The sequence below is a fragment of the bacterium genome (genome assembly GCA_036504735.1).
GTDB lineage: Bacteria > Electryoneota > RPQS01 > RPQS01 > RPQS01 > DASXUQ01.
The window spans coordinates 78,719-96,023 of sequence record DASXUQ010000008.1 but is presented as its reverse complement, the minus strand read 5'-3'; the positions used below and the strand labels follow the sequence as shown (position 1 = coordinate 96,023).

Below are 17,305 nucleotides of genomic sequence, written 5' to 3'. Positions count from 1 at the left end.
GCAGCCTATCCGTTTCCCTTAAGTGTATTCCGTATGCTAACCGCTTCCGCCTTGAACTGCGAAATCTGCGGCGAATTCAAGAACAGATTACGGCTGTCCTCGGGCAGTCGCGACGCCACCGCCTTCAACACCGATACGCCCCGCCCGTATTCATCGAGGGCCTTTCGTGCCGCGCCTTCGGATGTCAACCGGCGAGCGGTTGCCCAGTGAAGCCTCCACAAAAACTCAGGATAAACAGATAGTTGCCTGAGCACACGCGGCCTCTCTCTGACATCCACGCTCTCTCCTGCAAAAAGAAGACCATACACCAGCGTCCGGGCCGCTGTAAACGGGTCCCACTTGATGTCCGCAATCTTCCGCGCCTCGCCCAGCGATGCCTGCACGGCTGATCCATTATTGCGCTCGGCGGCAATCGCGCATTCGGTCAGGTACAGATGCAGTACAGCCAGCGGGTCGATGTCTTCCGAAAGCACCGCATGAGCATGCTCCAGCGCCTGCTCGGCCTGTTCCATTTCGCCGCGCCGGGAATGCAGCACCGCTAACCCTTCCCATGCCTGCCCTTCGCCCTTCTTCGCCTCCACTTCACCGGCAAACTGGCGCGCGCGTTCCAGAGCCGTCTCGGCCTTGTCGAGCTGCTCGAGCGCCAGCATCAGCTTGCCCAGATAGACCAGCGGTTCCACTTCGGCTTCATGGTCATTCAGCGTTTCCGCCAGGCTCACCGCTTCCTGCAAATACGATTGGGCGCGCGAATAGTCGGCGCGGTAGTAGGCCAGCTCTCCTAAATTGCTGAGGATCTCCACCTGCTCGCGCGGGCTTTTCATGCGGCGGAACAGCGCCAGTGATTTCAGATAATATTCTTCGGCTTCGGGAAGCTGCCCCGTTTCCAGAGAGTCGATGCCCAGATTGTTGTTGATGCCCGCGAGGCGGTGCAGGTCATTGATCTCCCGCGAGAGTTCGCCGCACTTCTGCCATAGCGAACGCGACCGCAGCCGGTCGCCGCTCTGCGCCGCCAGCACGCCCAGATTGTTGTACATGTTGGCGATGCCCTTGCGGTCATGAATCGCCTCGTTGACTTCAAGGCACCGCTTCCAGAACAGGGCCGCCGACTCGTTATCCCCGCGGTAAAACGCCAGCGTCGCCACGGTGTTCAGCAGCAGCGCCTGGCCCGAATCGGCGGACTGCGGCGGAATCCGCACCAGTCCCTCTTCCGCCAGCCGGCGCGCCTTCTCCGCCTCGCCGCCCTTGAAGGCAATCCAGGCCAACGTGCCGAAGATCATTCCCGCGCGGGAATCATGCCCGGCAGGCAGCACCTCGAGACAGCGCTCAAGGATCTGCTGCGAGCGTTCCACGCGTCCCAGCTTCTCCTCGAACATTCCGTAGCGCGCCATCTTTTCGAGGTTCTCTTCGCTGACCAGCGCCTTGCCGTTGTCCAGCAGGAGCCCCAGCCGCGCCGAAGATGCTTCCACATTGCCTTCGACATATTCCACCTGCACCAGCGCATCAAGCATCACGGCCCACAGATCCGCCGGCGGATGATGATCCAGACAGCCTTCAATCAGCCGTCGCACCCAGCGCACATCATCGTTTTCCAGCGCGTCGCGCAACGTGGCCTCGGCCTCCGCCGCCGGTGTCTTCCAAGTGCCCGCATAGAAATCGTGGTACAGCAGTTCGCGTTTGCGGTGCGGATGCTCCGCCAGCTCCTCGCTGGACCATCCGAGAGTCAGCGCCTCGTGAATCGAGCAACGCCGTGCGGCGCTGAAAGATTCGTCGAGGTGATCGGCCAGCGCCGTAAACCGCAGGCTCCAGCCCTCCGCACCCGATTGAATCCATCCCAGGTGCTCGACAGCGCTCAACGCTGCGGAGAGCGCCTGCGGATCTTCAGTGCTGCACGCCATAAAAGCCGCCAGCACACTCTCGGGCAGGGGCGTCCGCGAACACGTCAGACCGCACATCAACCACTGCGCCGCTTCAGACAGCGTCGCGTAAGCGGTGGCAATGTGCCGCGCCACGCTCGGATCCACGGGGAAATTCCAGTGGCCCGCAACCATCAGTTCCCAGCCCGACAGACCGATCTGCAACTGCTCCGATTCGAGCAGCCCATCGAGCATTCGCTGAATCGCCACGGGAAATCCGAGGGACCGGCTGTAAAGATTCTCTGCGAACTCCGCGGGGAACGTGTTCTCCGGGAACGTCGCGTTCACAAAATCCTGCACGCCTTCCCGGTCCAGCGGACGCAGCGTAATCGACGCATACGGACCCAGCAGCGCCGTCAGTTCCGCGTCTTCCCGCGTCATGCCCACGATGCACCACGTCCCACTCTCCCGCGCCGCACCCAGCAGCATGGCCAGCTTTCCCTGGGCCATCGCGTCGGCGTTGGGAATCGCCAGCACCTGCGGCAAATCGTCCGCCACCAGATCCGCGTCACTGTTGACCAGCCGGGAGCGAATGCCCTGCAGGGTCAGTTCGGAGACAAAATCTCGCACCAGCCGGCTGCGGCCCAAGCCTGTCGCCGCGTGAATCAGCACCGCCGGCGGTACGCCGCCTTTGGTCAGCTCCGTGCATTGCCATTGCAGAACCGCCCGCGCCTCGCTGTTGCTGACCACCGACGCGGAACGGATATAGGCGGTGCGGCTCTCCGGAGTTTCAAAGGGGAAATCCGTGCCCTCGCGTTCGTTCAGCAGCGCGATCACCCGCCGCGCCGATGCCGGGCGCTCCTCGGGTTTGATGCGGATCAGTGCGCTGATCACGTCCGAAAGCCCCACCGGCAAATCGGGACGAAACCGCAGTGGTGAGGGCGCTTCGGCTGTACAGCGCACTTTCGCTGCCGCCAGCGGATCGTCGTTATCAAACGGCAAGCGTCCGCAGGCAAGCTGGTAGAGCAGCATCCCCGCCGCATAAATATCCGAGGCCACCGTCGCTTCGTTGCCGCCGATAATTTCCGGCGCCATATATTCGATGGTCCCCGCCGCTTCCGTGCCCTGTCCGCGCATCGCCGCCAGACCGAAGTCCACCAGCTTCAGCAGCGCAATCTGCCCGTCTGCTTCAAGCCTGCCCAGAATATTCTGCGCCTTGATGTCGCGGTGCAGCAGCCCGCGGCTGTGCAGAAAAGACAAAGCCCGGCACAGACGAACGAGGATCACATGGAGCTGCGCGGGCGACCAGGTCTGGGCCAGTGTATCAAGAGGCTTGCCGTCCACAAATTCGCAGGTAAAGAAGAGCTGCCGGTTGGGAGGCGGCAACACTCCAAAGTCGAAAACCTCCGGAATATTCGGATGCACCACGCCATGCACATTGCGGAATTCCGCGCGAAATCCCTCTGCGGCCGCTTCATCCCCGGGATTCTTCATGGTCTTCAGAGCCATGATTTTGTTGTCTCTAAGAGTATCCTCCACGAGACATACCTCTCCCATGCCGCCGGAGCCGATTCTCCGGAGGATGTTATAGCGCGATGCAAACAGGTCGGCGGAAGCCATTACACCTCATATGCTGAAGCTGGGTCAGTCTCTCGTTATATCGTCAGAATAGCACTGGCTCTTGAGAGGCAAATCACTGAACACTCGGGGACTTTTAGCTGATGACTTTAGCGCCAGCAGAAAGATCCATCTTGTTCTGCACCTCTTATTGGACCGCGACTGATCCAACACACGCACAATTACCCACCTATAGTGACTATACACACCGCTGAATTTGACTCGAAGAGTCGACAAGGATCTTGCAAAACGTTCGTCGTGCGTCTATCTTTGGGCAGCGATGTGTCTTCAAAAGTGGTGATTATGAAGTTGTGTAACATTCAGTTATGATGTGATTAGTGTGAAGGAGAAACGTATGCTGTCCAAAAAACTATGGATGGTTGCCTTAGCCATACTGGCACTGACGGCTTTTGCATCTGCCCAGAATTTTGTTGCCTGTATCTACGATGATTCGCTGACGCTGACCACCACGTGCGGCGGCAGCACTCCCCTGCCCGAAGGCACGATGATGACGGTCTACTATGACGCCAACAGCAACGGCCCCGATAGTACCGACCATCCCGGCACGGTGTGTGATCAGCCGCCCGACTGCCCGTCCGGCCCTCCGGGAACGCTGAACATGAACCAGAGCCCGATCAACGGTGTGGCCCAGGGCATCGGCGCGGGCATGTTCCTGACCGATCCCTGCCTGACCAGTTCCGGTATCACCCCCAGCCCTGCGCGCTATTACCTCGTGATTAACTATCCGGCCAACAACCCCACGATCAAGTGGACCAGTGAAGTCTTTACCGTTGCCGTCGGGCCGCAGGATGTTCGCCTTGTCCATTGGACCTGCCAGACTCTCAGCACTCCACCGGCATGCACCCCGACAGGCCGGGTGACCTTTGCGCCGCATGGAGTAGGGTATCAAGAGCAGGATACCTGCGCCCACCTCTGTCCGGATAGCGTGCTGAACGTCTGCGTCGGCCCCTTGACCAGCCCGGCGATGCGTCCCACCTTCAGTATCTATCCCGGCTGTCTGAATGACACCTGCACGCCGGCGTCGGGCTTCGTGTTTGACACCACCGCATGGCAGTATCAGAACATCAACGGGCAGAACTTCTACTGCAACACGATCTCGCTGGGCCCCAATGGCACAGCCGGCTGTGCCCGCGTGGACTTCGACTTCATCCTGCCCGTCACAATGGGCACGGTCTCCATCGTTCCCCTCGACAACGCGGTCAGCTTGAAATGGAATACTCTCTCCGAATCGGAATTCACGCGGTTCGACATCCTGCGTGACGGGCAGCGGCTCACATCCGCCGACGCCAACAACTCACCGACCGGACATGAATATTCCTATGTGGACCGCACGGCGTTGAACGGCACCACCTATACCTATCAATTGGTGATCGTCAACACTGACGGCAGCCAGACAACGGTAGCCACCCAAGCCGTGTCTCCGGGTACGGACCATGCGCTGATTACCGACTATGCCCTGCACCAGAACTATCCGAATCCGTTTAACCCCACCACGCAGATTGTCTATGACCTGAAGGACAACAACGCGGTCACCCTGACAATCTACAACGTGAACGGTCAGGTGGTGCAGACATTGCTGAACAACAGCGCGATGAACGCCGGTCGTCATACCGTCGAATTCGATGCCGCAAATTATCCCTCCGGTCTTTACTTCTACACGGTCAAGATCGGACATGATTTCAGCGCTACCCGCAAGATGCTCCTGTTGAAGTGAGGCCGCGCTTCAATCGATTGCGGTGACGGACAGCGCGGGGCTCCACTGGAGCCCCGCGTCTATTCCGCCGTGTCCCCTGTTGCCTCTCGCACAAATATGCATTCTGTCGTTTCGCCGCGGCTGCGCCTTCAATGCGATCAGGAAGGAGTACCGCGCGTCGCGCTGCCGATTGGTCGCACAGACTCACAGTACTCTCCGTATACTGACTATGATTCCGTGCAGGCTCGTTGCGTTAGCCGGGGAATTCACTTGCGGTACGCTATGGCAGTTACTATCTTGAAGAGCGCGGAATCCCCTGTGACGAGATCTGTTTTATCTATTCGAAAAATTCCTGAGGACACACTCACTTTAAAGGAGCACGCATTATGAATCGCAAATTCCTATCCGTTGTGTTTGCCTTGCTGGCACTGACGGCTTTCGCCTCTGCGCAGAATTTCGTGGCCTGTATCTACGATGATTCCCTGACGCTGACCACCACGTGCGGCGGCAGCACTCCCCTGCCCGAAGGCACGATGATGACGGTCTACTATGACGCCAACAGCAACGGCCCGGACGCTTCGGACCAGCCCGGCACGGTGTGTGATCAGCCGCCCGACTGCCCGTCCGGCCCTCCGGGAACGCTGAACATGAACCAGAGCCCGATCAACGGTGTGGCCCAAGGCATCGGCGCGGGCATGTTCCTGACCGATCCCTGTCTGACCAGTTCAGGTATCACCCCCAGCCCTGCGCGGTATTACCTCGTGATTAACTATCCGGCCAACCACCCCACGATCAAGTGGACCAGCAGCGTCTTCACCGTTGCCGTCGGGCCGCAGGATGTCCGCCTTGTCAATTGGACCTGCGAAGTCGTGGGAACTCCGGTGGAATGCACTCCGACCCGGCATATCAGCTTTACGCCCAATCCGCCGGTAGGCAATCAGGATCAGGACACCTGCGCTCACCTCTGCATGGATAGCATAACGACGATTTGTGTCGGCCCGATTCCCAATGCCAGCCGCTTCCCCGTCGTCCGCATCTTTGCCGGTTGTCTGAATGACACCTGCATGCCGGCCGCTGGCTGGGTCTTCGACACCACCATGTGGCAGTTTACGCAGCAGAACAATAACAACTACTACTGCAACACGATTTCCCTCGGCCCTAACGGCGTGCCCGGCTGTGTCACTGTGGATCTCGACTTCGTCTTGCCTGTTGAAATGGGCAACGTGGCGATTACACCCGGCGACAACGCGGTGAACGTCGCTTGGACGACGCGGTCGGAAAACAGCATTTCACGGTTTGAGATTGTGCGGAATGGCAAGCTGATCGGCTTCCGCGACGCGACCAATTCGCCCACCGGCCACGAGTACTCCTATGTGGACGAGAGCGCGCTGAACGGCACCAGCTACACGTATAACCTCGTGGTGATCAACGCCGACGGCAGCAGCCAGACAGTGGCCACGCAGGCGGTAACGCCCAGCGCCGAACATGCGCTCGTGACCGAATACTCGTTGCGGCAGAACTATCCGAATCCGTTCAACCCCACGACCAGCATCCGCTATGATCTCGTGGAGAAAAACTTCGTCACGCTGAAGATTTTCAACATTACGGGACAGGAAGTAGCAACCCTCGTTAACGGCGAGCGCGCGGCGGGCGTTAATATCGCCAATTTCGATGCGACCACTTTGACCTCGGGTCTCTACTTCTATACCATCAAGATTGGCAACGTCTATTCTGCGACGAAGAAGATGATGCTGCTGAAGTAATTGGTCTCCTTACGTCGGTCTAATCCGTGACAAAGCGGGGCTCGCCAGGTCCCGCTTTCTCTTGGGGATGTGCAGAACGCCAAGCGCCCGCGAACTCGCGGGCGCTTGCGCATAATCTGACTGGAGACCCTCCGCTTACAGCATCATGCCGCTCAGGATGTACCGGCTGAAGTGATTCAAAGGTGCGCTGACCGTCTTGTTGACCGGATCCACCGTGCTCGGGTACTCTTCATAGGTGCCATCGGGCAGGGCGTAGAAAATGCTTAGATCGGGATTCGCTGCATCTTCATACTGGGTCCCGGCGTAGGACAGCGTCAGGGTCGCGGGGATCGCGAACACAAGGCCGCTGGGGGCGCAATCGGAGGCAATCGCCGTCAGTGAGGCCCCCGAGATTTTAAAGGTAATGTCCGCGTCGACCGCGCCCGCCGGGATGGTCAGGCTGTGCCGCCCAAGACGAATGATCCCGCCTTCCGGGCCAATGTGCGCTGTGGCATTCGGTATGTTCAGCGGATTGACTGCCATGCCCCACTCGCGCTCCAGAAATCCGGGGCGATACATCGGAATCTGATCTCCCGGAACAACATGGTCGTCTGCTCCCGGATTCCACAGCCCCATACCATCTTCGGTGGTCGGCTGGGAGGAGGTGGGCGTGTCGAGCCGGTTACATCCTGTTATTAGAACCAGCGATAGCAGCACCAGGGCTATCGCGGCAAGGGATCGGTTGAAAGTCTTCATAAGTCGCCTCGTATAAATTGGATTATTGTTTTCTAATTGCTCTTCTTGTCAATGAGCAAGCAGTATGCCGACTATAGTAGGGCTACCAACCCATCTTTTGTTACGCTGTTTTTTCAAAACATACACGCAATTGGACCGTGAATAATAGCACTTACCCGTCCGTCCTTCGCCCACGTGGCTCAAATACCCTCGTTCAAAACCACCGCAATTGGGGGATATTTCCTCCTCTGCGGAACTTCACTGGATTATCTAAGGTTTTCTGTCTATATTGAGATCCATCTATAGTGGAGGTGTGATGAGATTCCTTTTCGTGGCAGCCCTGTTCTGTGCGGTTGCCTCCATGGCGTGGGCTTACAGCCCCGTGCCTGTTGCCAAGTCCGCCGCCGAAACAACACTCTCGGCTGCCCTCGAGCATGCGCCGTCCGACTCGGCCAAACTGAAAATCGCGGAGGATGCTCTGAATGCGCATCCTGAGGACGTACCTGCAGCCCGCATGGCGCAGGATGTGATCACCAAGCTCATGCCCGATCCGGTGGCCTTCTTCAAAGCCCGGGCGGAAAAGAGCGATGCGATCTCCGCTCATTATCTCTATGGGTATCTGGCCGGCGACAGTGTGATCACCGCGCGCGAAGCGGCATGGATTCTGGCCAAAGACCCCAAGAGTTACTGGGGGCACATGCTGGCCGCCGATGCCGAGTGGAATAAGGAAAACGTCAACTACGCGGCCCTGACCGGACACATTGCCGATGCCATCGCCGTCGATCCTTCCCGCCCGGAAGCCTATATCTACATGGGCTACGTTGCCGAGGAGCAGGAAAAGTGGCAGGATGCGCGCCAGGCCTTTGAAGCCGCCGCCGTTTCCGATCCCTCCAGCGCCACCGCTCGCGATCAGCGGCTCACCGCCTACGCGCAGCTCCGGGACGGCAAAGCCTATTTCGATCTGGCACAGACCGCCTTTCCGGCCACGCCGCTCACGATGGACCTGCCCCGCGCCAACGGCAAGGGTCATCTCACCACGGCAGATCTGCTCGGCAAGAATACCGTGGTCGAATACTGGGCCTTCACCTGAGGGACCTGTGTGCAGCGGTCGCTGCCGGAAATGAATCAGGCCCAGAAGGACAAGCAGCTTAACTTTCAGGTATTCGCCTTCCATCGCGGCGGCGAAAAACCGCAAGCGGTAAAGATTATCAACGGCAAAGATGCCAAAGGCAAAGCGTGGGCGCTCACTTTTGTCTGGAGCAGCCCCGACTTTGAGAAACAGCTCGGCGGAGTCAAAGGCCTGCCCAGCTATTACATCATTGACTCGCAGGCACGCGTTCGCGGTGTCGTAAAGGGCCATTCCAAGGATACGCTGGCCACCGTCAAGTGGCTGGTCACCGAAATCCAAAAGCAGCAAAGCGGCGAGAATCCCAAGCCCAAGGGCTGATCATCATTCGTAAGAAGGCCGACTCACTGAGTCGGCCTTTATTTTATGTATAACCATATCGGAAAGGATCTATGTATGGCTGGAAACATTATCAAAAGAGTTTTGAAGTGGACGGGTATCGGGCTCGGCGTGATCGTAATTGGGGTTGTGGCGGCCGTTGCCGGAGTGTACTACAGGTCACACCGTGTCGTAAGTAAGCAGGTTGCGGTATCGGCGTCGCGTCCGCTCTATGTGCCATCGGACAGCACCACATGGGCGCGGGGACAGCATCTGGCGACGGCTATCGCCGGATGCACGGAGTGTCACGGCGCACACTTTGAGGGAACAAAACTGGTGGATGACCCCGCCTTTGGAAGGCTGTATCCACCCAATATCACTCGCGGCAAGGGAGGCTTACCCCAAGGCTATGACATCGCCGCTTTCGAGCGTGGCCTGCGGCATGGCATCCGGCATGATGGCACCTCGCTGTGGGTGATGCCGGCCTATCACTACCGTTACATCTGCGATGAGGATGTCGCCGCGCTGTGGGCTTATGTCAGCAGTGTGCCTCCGGTGGACAAGGAGTGGCCCGAGCGCAAACTGGGTCCCATCGGCAACATGCTGATGGCTCAGGGCAAACTGGATCTGATGGCGGCGCCGGTCGTCGATGAGACGGCGCCGCCTCCCACCAAGCCCAAACCCGACACCACTGCTGCCTATGGAGAATATCTGGCGCGGGTGTCCTGCATCGGCTGTCACCGCGCGAATCTTTCCGGCGGTCCCATCTTCACCGCCCCGCCCGATTGGGCACCCGCGGCCAACATCACCAGAGGCGGCGTGCTCGCCCATTACACTGAAGCCGATTTCTTCAAGCTCCTGCGCACTGGCTTGCGCCCCGGCGGCGATAGCGTGAGCCCTATCATGCCCTGGCGCACGGCAGGCACCATGACCGACGACGAGCTGCGCGCCATCTGGAACTATCTGCAAGCCGTCCCCCCCGCCGCCTACGCCACCAACCAGTGGGCCGCCAAATGAAATAGGAAATGTGAAATAGGAAACCGGACCCTGCCGTTGACTCAATTTTCTGATTTCAAATCTCAAGTCTCCGGTCTCGAGTCTTCCTTTCCTATTTCCTATTTCCTATTTCCTATTTCCCCCAGCACTCCCCTAAGCAGCGCCGCAAACCGTTCACTGGCTTCCGCCGCCACACGCTGCACGTCTTCATGGTCCAGCGGTGCATCATTGATTCCCGCGGCCCAATTGGTCACGCAGGAGATCCCCAGCACCCGCAGCCCCAGCCCCGCCGCGCAGATCACCTCCGGCACGGTGGACATGCAGCCGGCATCCGCGCCAATCCCTGCCAGCATCCTCGTTTCCGCCGGAGTCTCGTAGGTCGGTCCCAGCATTCCCGCCAGCACCCCGCGTTGCAGCGGAATCCGTTGTTCAAGGGCCACGCGCTCCGCCAGATCGCATAACTCGCGGTCATAGGCATTCGCCATATCGGGAAAGCGCAGATCTCCCGTCATGCGTGGTCCGCGCAGCGGATTGCGGAATTGCAAATTGATGTGGTCGTCAATCAGCAGCAGATCCCCCGGCGAGAACCGCCTGGTCATCGCCCCCGATGCATTGGTGACAATCAATATTTTCGCGCCCAGCCGGTGCGCCAGCCGCACAGGAATCACCACTTCCGACGGCGCATAGCCCTCATACTGGTGAATTCTCCCCTGAAAGGCCAGCACGCGCAGCTTTCCCACCCGTCCCGTGACAATCTTCCCCGCATGCCCCGGCACCGTCGACACCGGATACCCCGGCAACTCGCCCGTGCTGACCGCCGTCGCATCCTCAAACGTCTCCGCAAACGCCCCCAATCCCGAACCAAGGATAATGGCGACGTCTACTGGGGAATCAATTCTGCATGCTATTGAATCCAATGTGTTGCACATGTTGCTATCTTCCGTTTGAATTGCACGTGCCGGATCGTTCAATCAATTGCCCTTGTCTGAGCCGCTACGTCGAGTAATAAGGTCATGCACAATTGTCAAACCTGACTCCAGATGGTCCTTCACGCCATTTTGATCGCACAGCGGACAGTCCTTGACAGCAAGCCCTATCTTGCACGGTAGATCGCACACTTGGATAACCAATGCACCCTTGTCGTCTTCTGACAATGTGTCGCTCATTCGCAGACGACTCCAGTAGTGGTTCACTTCATATTCGCTTAGCGTCACGTTGTTACTGAGAAGCACCTTACGGCAGTCACGTGCACATGCATCGAGCAACTCATTGCGCAGCAACTTGAATACCGACTCGAGAACGACTGACTTCGCCAAGTCTATATGATCAGCATCTCTAAGTCTCTTCCAAGCGTTATCCATGATCTTATGGGTGTCGTGGACACCAATTCTGTGAACGCAAAGTAGTACAAGGTATGCGACGGCTTTCAAAAGAGGTGTTTCAACTTTATCTGCCGCTCGTGTACGTGTCACTACAAAGACAAAATTCAAGAGTGCGCTAGAAAGCGCTTCTGCAAGCATGGGCTTGCTGATGAAAGCTCCCCAAGACCTTCGGCTAAGATCCCCGTTGCGAGTTTCGGATGCAATGAGGGCAAGCAATGACGCCTGCGAGAGTTCCAGGTCTTCTCTCACGTCCCACAGTCTTTCGAGAATTGGAGCCTCAGCTAAAATAGCGTAGTCCAGGTATCTGGTTGTCACAAATTGGAGTTGACCCTGAGGACTTAGCGCTTTGGGACAGACTCGAAGCACCGCTGAAGGATGCCTGCTGCATAGCTTCTCCAGGTCCACCTTCTCCCACAATTTGACGATTGGCCTTGGATGACTATTTTGCCACTCTGACACCCAGTTGCGCGTGGGGTTGGAAAACACGGTGTTTGTCGCGATGACCAAAATGTCTACGTGCGATTTCCCCGACGCATTCAATACCGCCCGCTGCACCTTCTCTGGCTGTATGGTTGACGAGCTTCCCTTCGCCTCCGCCCACCATATCTGTTTCGCCAAATCTCCGTCGGGAGTCGAAGTGTAGAAAGAGAACTCGAGGTCTCTACCTTGGTCTGCCGCTCCCGATCCTTCTCCGCCAATTCGCCATACCAAGTCCTTTGCCCCCATCGAGTCAAATAGCCAGAACAGTAGCTCTTCGAGATCCTTTCCTTTGACATTTTGCCAAGGGATCTGTGTGGGTATCACCAAGTTTTCAGGCATCTCCGCTCCTTTTTCGATCCCACATTTGGTCTGCCTAAACACGATTGCATTTGCATTTCCCCCTCAAACCCCTTAAATTAGGAGTTTCGCAAATGGTCTAACTACATCGTTTTCTTATACATGCTTTTCCCGAAACTCGAGATCGCCCAGACCCTCAAGAGTTACAACCGCCATGCCTTCATGGGGGATCTGTCGGCGGGGTTCATCGTGGCCATTGTCGCTTTGCCTTTGTGCATTGCTTTTGCCATTGCCAGCGGGCTGGAACCGGACAAGGGCATCATCACCGGCATCGTCGCCAGTTTTCTGGTGGCCATCTTCAGCGGCAGCCATGTGCAGATTGCCGGGCCCTCCGGACCCTTTGTGGTCATCGCCTTCGGGGTGCTGCATCAGGCGGGAATCAATGGCCTGATCATCGCCACCTTCACCGCCGGTGTGATGCTGATCATCATGGGCCGCGCGGGCTTGGGCTCGCTGATCAAATTCATCGCCTATCCGGTCATCGCCGGCTTTACCGCCGGCGTCGCCATTCTGCTCTTCACCACCGAATTCGGCGACATGCTTGGCCTGCAGGCCGTAGCGGGTGGAAATATCCTCGCCAAGTGGCAGGCCTATTTCTCCGCCCTCGACACCATCAACCCTTATGCGGTAATCCTGACCGGCGGCAGTGTGCTACTCATCATGATCCGCGTCAAGTGGCTCAAGCGTGTGCCGCAGTCCTTTCTCGCGCTCATTCTGGCAACGCTGGCCGTGCACATCTTCAATCTTCCCGTGGACACCATCGGCAGCCGCTTCAAGGAAATCGCCGCGGGATTTCCCAGTCCCGTCTTTCCGCAACTCTCTTTTGAAATCGTGCGGGAAATGATTCAGCCCGCGATGGCCATTGCCCTGCTCGCGGCCATTGAATCGCTGCTGTCCGCCGTAGTGGCCGACGGCATGACCGGAACCTCGCACGATCCGAAAAGCGTGCTTGTGGCGCAAGGCTTGGCCAATATCGGCTCGTCGCTTTTCGGCGGACTGCCCGCCTGCGCCGCGCTGGCCCGCACCGCGACTAATGTTCGCAACGGCGGCCGCACCTTCGTTTCCGGCGTGATTCATGCGCTCGTGCTGGCGCTGATTGCCCTCGTGCTGGGAAAGTGGGCGTCTCTGATTCCCCTGTGTGTTCTGGGCGCGATTCTGTTTGTCGTCGCCTACAATCTCTTCAACTGGCCCGCCATCTCCGCCATCTTCAAGAATCCCCGCAGCGACATCATTGTGCTGATGGTCACCCTTGGCATCACCGTACTTGTTGACCTCAGTACCGGCGTGCTGGTCGGCATGGCTCTGGCCGGAGTGCTCTTCATCCAGCGCATGGCCGCCGCCACCGACGTCAATGTCGTCACCCGCGAATTCCAGCGCGAAGCCGGCGTGCCGCGTGCCGACGATGCCCCACCGCTCACCGTCCCGCGCGGCGTGGAAGTCTATGAGATCAACGGCCCGTTCTTCTTCGGCGCGGTCTACAAACTGCGCGAAGCCGTCAGCCTGCCGTCGAAAAAGCCGCGCGTGCGTATGATCCGCATGAGCAAAGTCAACGTAATGGACAGCACCGGCCTGCATGCCCTCGAGGAACTCTACCACCGCTGCAAGAAGGAAGGCTCCACGCTGATCATCTCCGAGATCCATGCCCAGCCCTTCACCGCCCTGCTGAAATCCGGCCTGCTCGACCGCTTCGGCGAAGAAAACGTCACCGCCTCTTTCGAGGACGCCGTCCAACGCGCCCAGCAAATCGTGAAGATGTAACCTGCCTCCTCCCCTTCCTCCTTTTCTGTAGGGGAAGGAACCGAGCAGAACCCCCTTCCGATTCCCCCTTTTTCAAAGGGGGAAAGGCAGTCGGGTCTCCCCCCTTAGAATAAGGGGGGACTAAGGGGGGTGCTTCGCTTCGCGCGTCCATTTCCCAAACAAGGGGCTTTGCCGCCCCTTGTTTTGTTTTTCTACTTTTTGCCCTTGCCCTTAAAGACAAACAGCACCACCAACACAACTACCAGAGCTCCAACTACTAACCAATGCATGCGCGTTCTCCTCGATTAAGTGAAGGATGGAAACGGTATCGCTCGGGCACTTTCGCTATAGCTGTGCGGCACCCCCGCTCACACCCGCCGCGTGGGTCACGGCTTCATCATGGAAGGTCGCGTTCACTCGCCGGGAGCGGAGCAGATAGGCAAGCCACACCGCATTAATCACCATAACGCTCACATAATAACTCCATCGTACCCACTCCGCCCTGTCGGTCATGAGCACAATAATGACGACAAGGATTGCGAGAGAGTGAAATGTTCTGGCGACGACAAGCCCGAAGGGACGACGTCTTCCCAGCGTTGCGCTGGCGATGAAAAGGAGCATTACAAAGGCTAACATGTCGAATCCTGTCCCGGCCGCGTCGTGTCCCTTGATGAACAGAACTACTGTGCGCGACGCATAGTACGCCGCATAAACCCACACGAACCCCAGGTAGATGGCGAGCCAGCCTTTGATCCCGGCATTCGCTGAATCAATTTCCCGCGGCTTTGGGCGCGCGTTGAATATGCCGAGCAGCAGCAGCGTAGCCATACCGACGATGACATAGAAAAAGAACACAGGACCTCCGGATTCACGCGTGTGACAGTGCAAGAGGACTTACTTTATCAATATTCCGGCAATCGCCGCCGTCTGGTAACTGGCGAGATTCCCCGCGATCATCGCGCGCAAACCTAATTGCGCCAAATCCCGGCGGCGGTCCGGAGCCAGCCCGGAAATCCCGCCGATCTGAATCGCCACCGACGAAAAGTTGGCAAAACCGCACAGCGCGTATGATGCCAGGGCAATTGCCCGCGGCGAAAGCGTGCCCGCCTTGATCATATTCGACAGATCCACAAACGCCACAAACTCATTGACCGACATCTGCGTCCCCAGCAGATAGCCGAAATCCATGCACTCCTTCAGCGGCACACCCAGCAAAAAGGCAATCGGCCAGAAGACCACCGAAAAAATCTGTTTCAGACTGGACGGAAAATAGGAGAAGCCCAGCACATTGAGCTGATCGCTGGAATAGCTGAGCGCCCAGTTCACTACGGCAATCAGCGCGATAAATGCCAGCAGCATCGCGCCCACATTCACCGCCAGCTTCAGACCGTCCATCGCGCCCACCGCCGCCGCGTCAATCACATTGGCGTTGCGCGGCATTTCCGGCAGCCGCACCTGTCCCGCCGTCATCGGCTTCTCCCGCTCGGGCACTATAATCTTGGCAAACACCAGTGCCGCGGGCGCGCTCATCACCGACGCCGCCAGCAGATGCTTGGCCGGAATGCCCAGCGCGATGTACCCCGCCATCACGCCGCCGGCAATCGTGGCAAATCCGCCCACCATCACCGCGTTGAGTTCGCTCCGCGTCAGGCTCGAGATAAAGGGCCGGATCAGAAACGGCGCTTCGGTCTGCCCCAGAAAAATGTTCGCCGCACAGGAGAGCGATTCCGCCCCTGAGGTCCGCATGCTCTTGGCCATTACCCACGCCACGCCTTTCACCACCCGCTGCATGATCCCCAGATGGTACCCCACCCCCATCACCGCCGCAAAGAAGATGATCGTCGGCAGAATCGCAAACGCGAACTGAAAGCCGAAGGTTTGTGTGTACTCCGGCTTCACCAGATTGCCGAACAGAAACTCCGCCCCGTTCTGCGCAAAGCCGAGGAAATTCGTCATCACCATCCCCAGCCACTCGAATGCGCTCCGCCCCCACGACGACCAGAGAATGATCAGCGCGAACACGAATTGCAGCCCCGTCCCCCACAGCACCACCCGCCACGGGAACAATCGCTTGTCATCGGACATCAGCCAGGCAATGCACATCAACACCGGAATGCAGACAAAGGAAAGAAGTTGTTCCATGAGGATTAAACGATGAACGCTGAACGATGAACGAGAAAATGGAGAGACCTATGCGCGGGAGTTAGGCTTTCGATTCTTATCGGCGCGATCCTCTTCCCGATCTTCTTCCTGCTCATCTTCTGAGATATCGAGATGAAATCTGTGCATAAAGCGATGAAAGACCGGTGCGAAGATCACTCCGACGATGCTGATGTACGCCACGCCGCTGAACATCGCGTAAACGGTCGCGAACAGCTTGCCGCCGGTGGTGTCCATTCTGTCCACCGGACCTTCGCTGAAGAGAATCATCGAAGCATTCAGCAGCCCGTCCACAAAACTTAGGCGGCCGAAATAGCAGTACCCGAGCGCGCCCAATCCGAGAGAGATCGTGGTAATCACGACGCCGAACAGCACCGCCCCCAGCAGTCGGCGGTAGTATGCGGTGCGTGGCAACAGCTTTTCAGTGTTGTGCTCGAATTTCATCTATGGCTTTCTTACATCGGGCAGTGTCAACTGCTCCACCGGAGGCGGCGCGGGTTGCGGCGGCACGAAACACTTGCGGCAGCGCGGCTCGTAGGATTCGTATTCGCCCACCAGCACGCGCTCCGAACTTTCGATAATCCGCTGCGTGTGCTTGGCCGGATTGCCGCAGCGCACGCAGATCGCCAGCGTCTTGTCGATGTATTCGGCGATGCACAGAAGCTGCGGAATCGGTTCGAAAGGCACGCCGCGATAGTCCGTATCCAACCCCGCGCAGATCACCCGCTTGCCCGCGTCGGCAAGCTGCTGCACCACAGGCACCAGATCCAGCCCTAAGAACTGCGCTTCGTCGATCCCCACCACCTCGGCGTTTTTGGCAAGGTCCAGAATTTCCCACGGTGAGTCAATCAGCGCGGTGGGAATCGAAAGCCTGCTGTGGCTGACGATTTCCGTTTTGGCATAGCGCGTGTCGATCCGCGGCTTGAAAATCTCCACCGCCTGCTTGGCGATTTTCGCCCGCGTCAATCTACGGATCAACTCCTCGGTCTTCCCCGAGAACATCGGCCCGCAAATAATTTCTATCCAACCGGTATTACGTGGTGAAGGATGCATGTATAGAAAACGCTGAAACGCTGAAATTCTGAAAG

At 58.1% G+C, this 17,305-nt stretch carries 14 protein-coding genes; 6 read left to right on the top strand and 8 right to left on the bottom strand.

The features are described 5' to 3' along the window. Positions 1 to 5: 5 nt before the first annotated feature. Positions 6 to 3,473, bottom strand: coding sequence for a tetratricopeptide repeat protein (locus VGL38_06480; GenBank protein ID HEY3295064.1), 3,468 nt, complete (start codon positions 3,471 to 3,473; stop codon positions 6 to 8). Positions 3,474 to 3,825: 352 nt separating this feature from the next. On the opposite strand from VGL38_06480, the gene VGL38_06475 reads away from it, so the two are divergent. Beyond that, positions 3,826 to 5,205 carry a T9SS type A sorting domain-containing protein gene (locus VGL38_06475; GenBank protein ID HEY3295063.1) on the top strand — a complete coding sequence of 460 codons (1,380 nt, stop codon included), beginning with the start codon at positions 3,826 to 3,828 and terminating at the stop codon, positions 5,203 to 5,205. A 365-nt stretch (positions 5,206 to 5,570) separates the two neighbouring features. Beyond that, the gene (locus VGL38_06470) at positions 5,571 to 6,947 is read left to right on the top strand and encodes a T9SS type A sorting domain-containing protein (protein ID HEY3295062.1); all 1,377 of its coding nucleotides are present in this window, start codon (positions 5,571 to 5,573) and stop codon (positions 6,945 to 6,947) included. Positions 6,948 to 7,082: 135 nt separating this feature from the next. Here VGL38_06470 and VGL38_06465 read toward each other — a convergent pair whose 3' ends face one another. Next, on the bottom strand, positions 7,083 to 7,682 hold the full coding sequence (locus VGL38_06465) for a hypothetical protein (GenBank protein HEY3295061.1): 600 nt from the start codon (positions 7,680 to 7,682) through the stop codon (positions 7,083 to 7,085). Between the two features lie 295 nt (positions 7,683 to 7,977). On the opposite strand from VGL38_06465, the gene VGL38_06460 reads away from it, so the two are divergent. The 3 genes from VGL38_06460 (at position 7,978) to VGL38_06450 (ending at position 10,122) form a co-directional block, all read left to right on the top strand. Beyond that, positions 7,978 to 8,751 (top strand): hypothetical protein, encoded by a 774-nt coding sequence (locus VGL38_06460; protein HEY3295060.1) that lies wholly within the window; start codon positions 7,978 to 7,980, stop codon positions 8,749 to 8,751. A 9-nt stretch (positions 8,752 to 8,760) separates the two neighbouring features. Next, positions 8,761 to 9,108, top strand: a complete 348-nt coding sequence (locus VGL38_06455) for a hypothetical protein (protein HEY3295059.1) — start codon at positions 8,761 to 8,763, stop codon at positions 9,106 to 9,108. Between the two features lie 75 nt (positions 9,109 to 9,183). Next, the gene (locus tag VGL38_06450) at positions 9,184 to 10,122 is read left to right on the top strand and encodes a c-type cytochrome (GenBank protein ID HEY3295058.1); all 939 of its coding nucleotides are present in this window, start codon (positions 9,184 to 9,186) and stop codon (positions 10,120 to 10,122) included. Positions 10,123 to 10,220: 98 nt separating this feature from the next. Here the strand turns inward: VGL38_06450 and VGL38_06445 are convergent, their stop codons facing one another. After that, positions 10,221 to 11,030, bottom strand: coding sequence for a purine-nucleoside phosphorylase (locus VGL38_06445; GenBank protein HEY3295057.1), 810 nt, complete (start codon positions 11,028 to 11,030; stop codon positions 10,221 to 10,223). 42 nt (positions 11,031 to 11,072) lie between these two features. Continuing rightward, positions 11,073 to 12,302: a restriction endonuclease gene (locus VGL38_06440; protein ID HEY3295056.1), complete on the bottom strand. Its 1,230-nt coding sequence runs from the start codon at positions 12,300 to 12,302 to the stop codon at positions 11,073 to 11,075. 120 nt (positions 12,303 to 12,422) lie between these two features. On the opposite strand from VGL38_06440, the gene VGL38_06435 reads away from it, so the two are divergent. Continuing rightward, positions 12,423 to 14,078, top strand: coding sequence for a SulP family inorganic anion transporter (locus VGL38_06435; protein ID HEY3295055.1), 1,656 nt, complete (start codon positions 12,423 to 12,425; stop codon positions 14,076 to 14,078). Positions 14,079 to 14,402: 324 nt separating this feature from the next. Here VGL38_06435 and VGL38_06430 read toward each other — a convergent pair whose 3' ends face one another. From VGL38_06430 to VGL38_06415, 4 genes are read right to left on the bottom strand one after another with little or no spacing between them, the layout of a single operon-like run. After that, complete coding sequence (locus tag VGL38_06430) at positions 14,403 to 14,912, bottom strand: hypothetical protein (GenBank protein HEY3295054.1); 510 nt, start codon at positions 14,910 to 14,912, stop codon at positions 14,403 to 14,405. Positions 14,913 to 14,951: 39 nt separating this feature from the next. Beyond that, entirely contained in the window at positions 14,952 to 16,199 is a 1,248-nt protein-coding gene (locus tag VGL38_06425) for a nucleoside transporter C-terminal domain-containing protein (protein HEY3295053.1), read from the bottom strand. Between the two features lie 48 nt (positions 16,200 to 16,247). After that, positions 16,248 to 16,661 (bottom strand): hypothetical protein, encoded by a 414-nt coding sequence (locus VGL38_06420; GenBank protein ID HEY3295052.1) that lies wholly within the window; start codon positions 16,659 to 16,661, stop codon positions 16,248 to 16,250. After that, positions 16,662 to 17,270, bottom strand: coding sequence for a thymidine kinase (locus tag VGL38_06415; GenBank protein HEY3295051.1), 609 nt, complete (start codon positions 17,268 to 17,270; stop codon positions 16,662 to 16,664). Positions 17,271 to 17,305 lie beyond the last annotated feature (35 nt).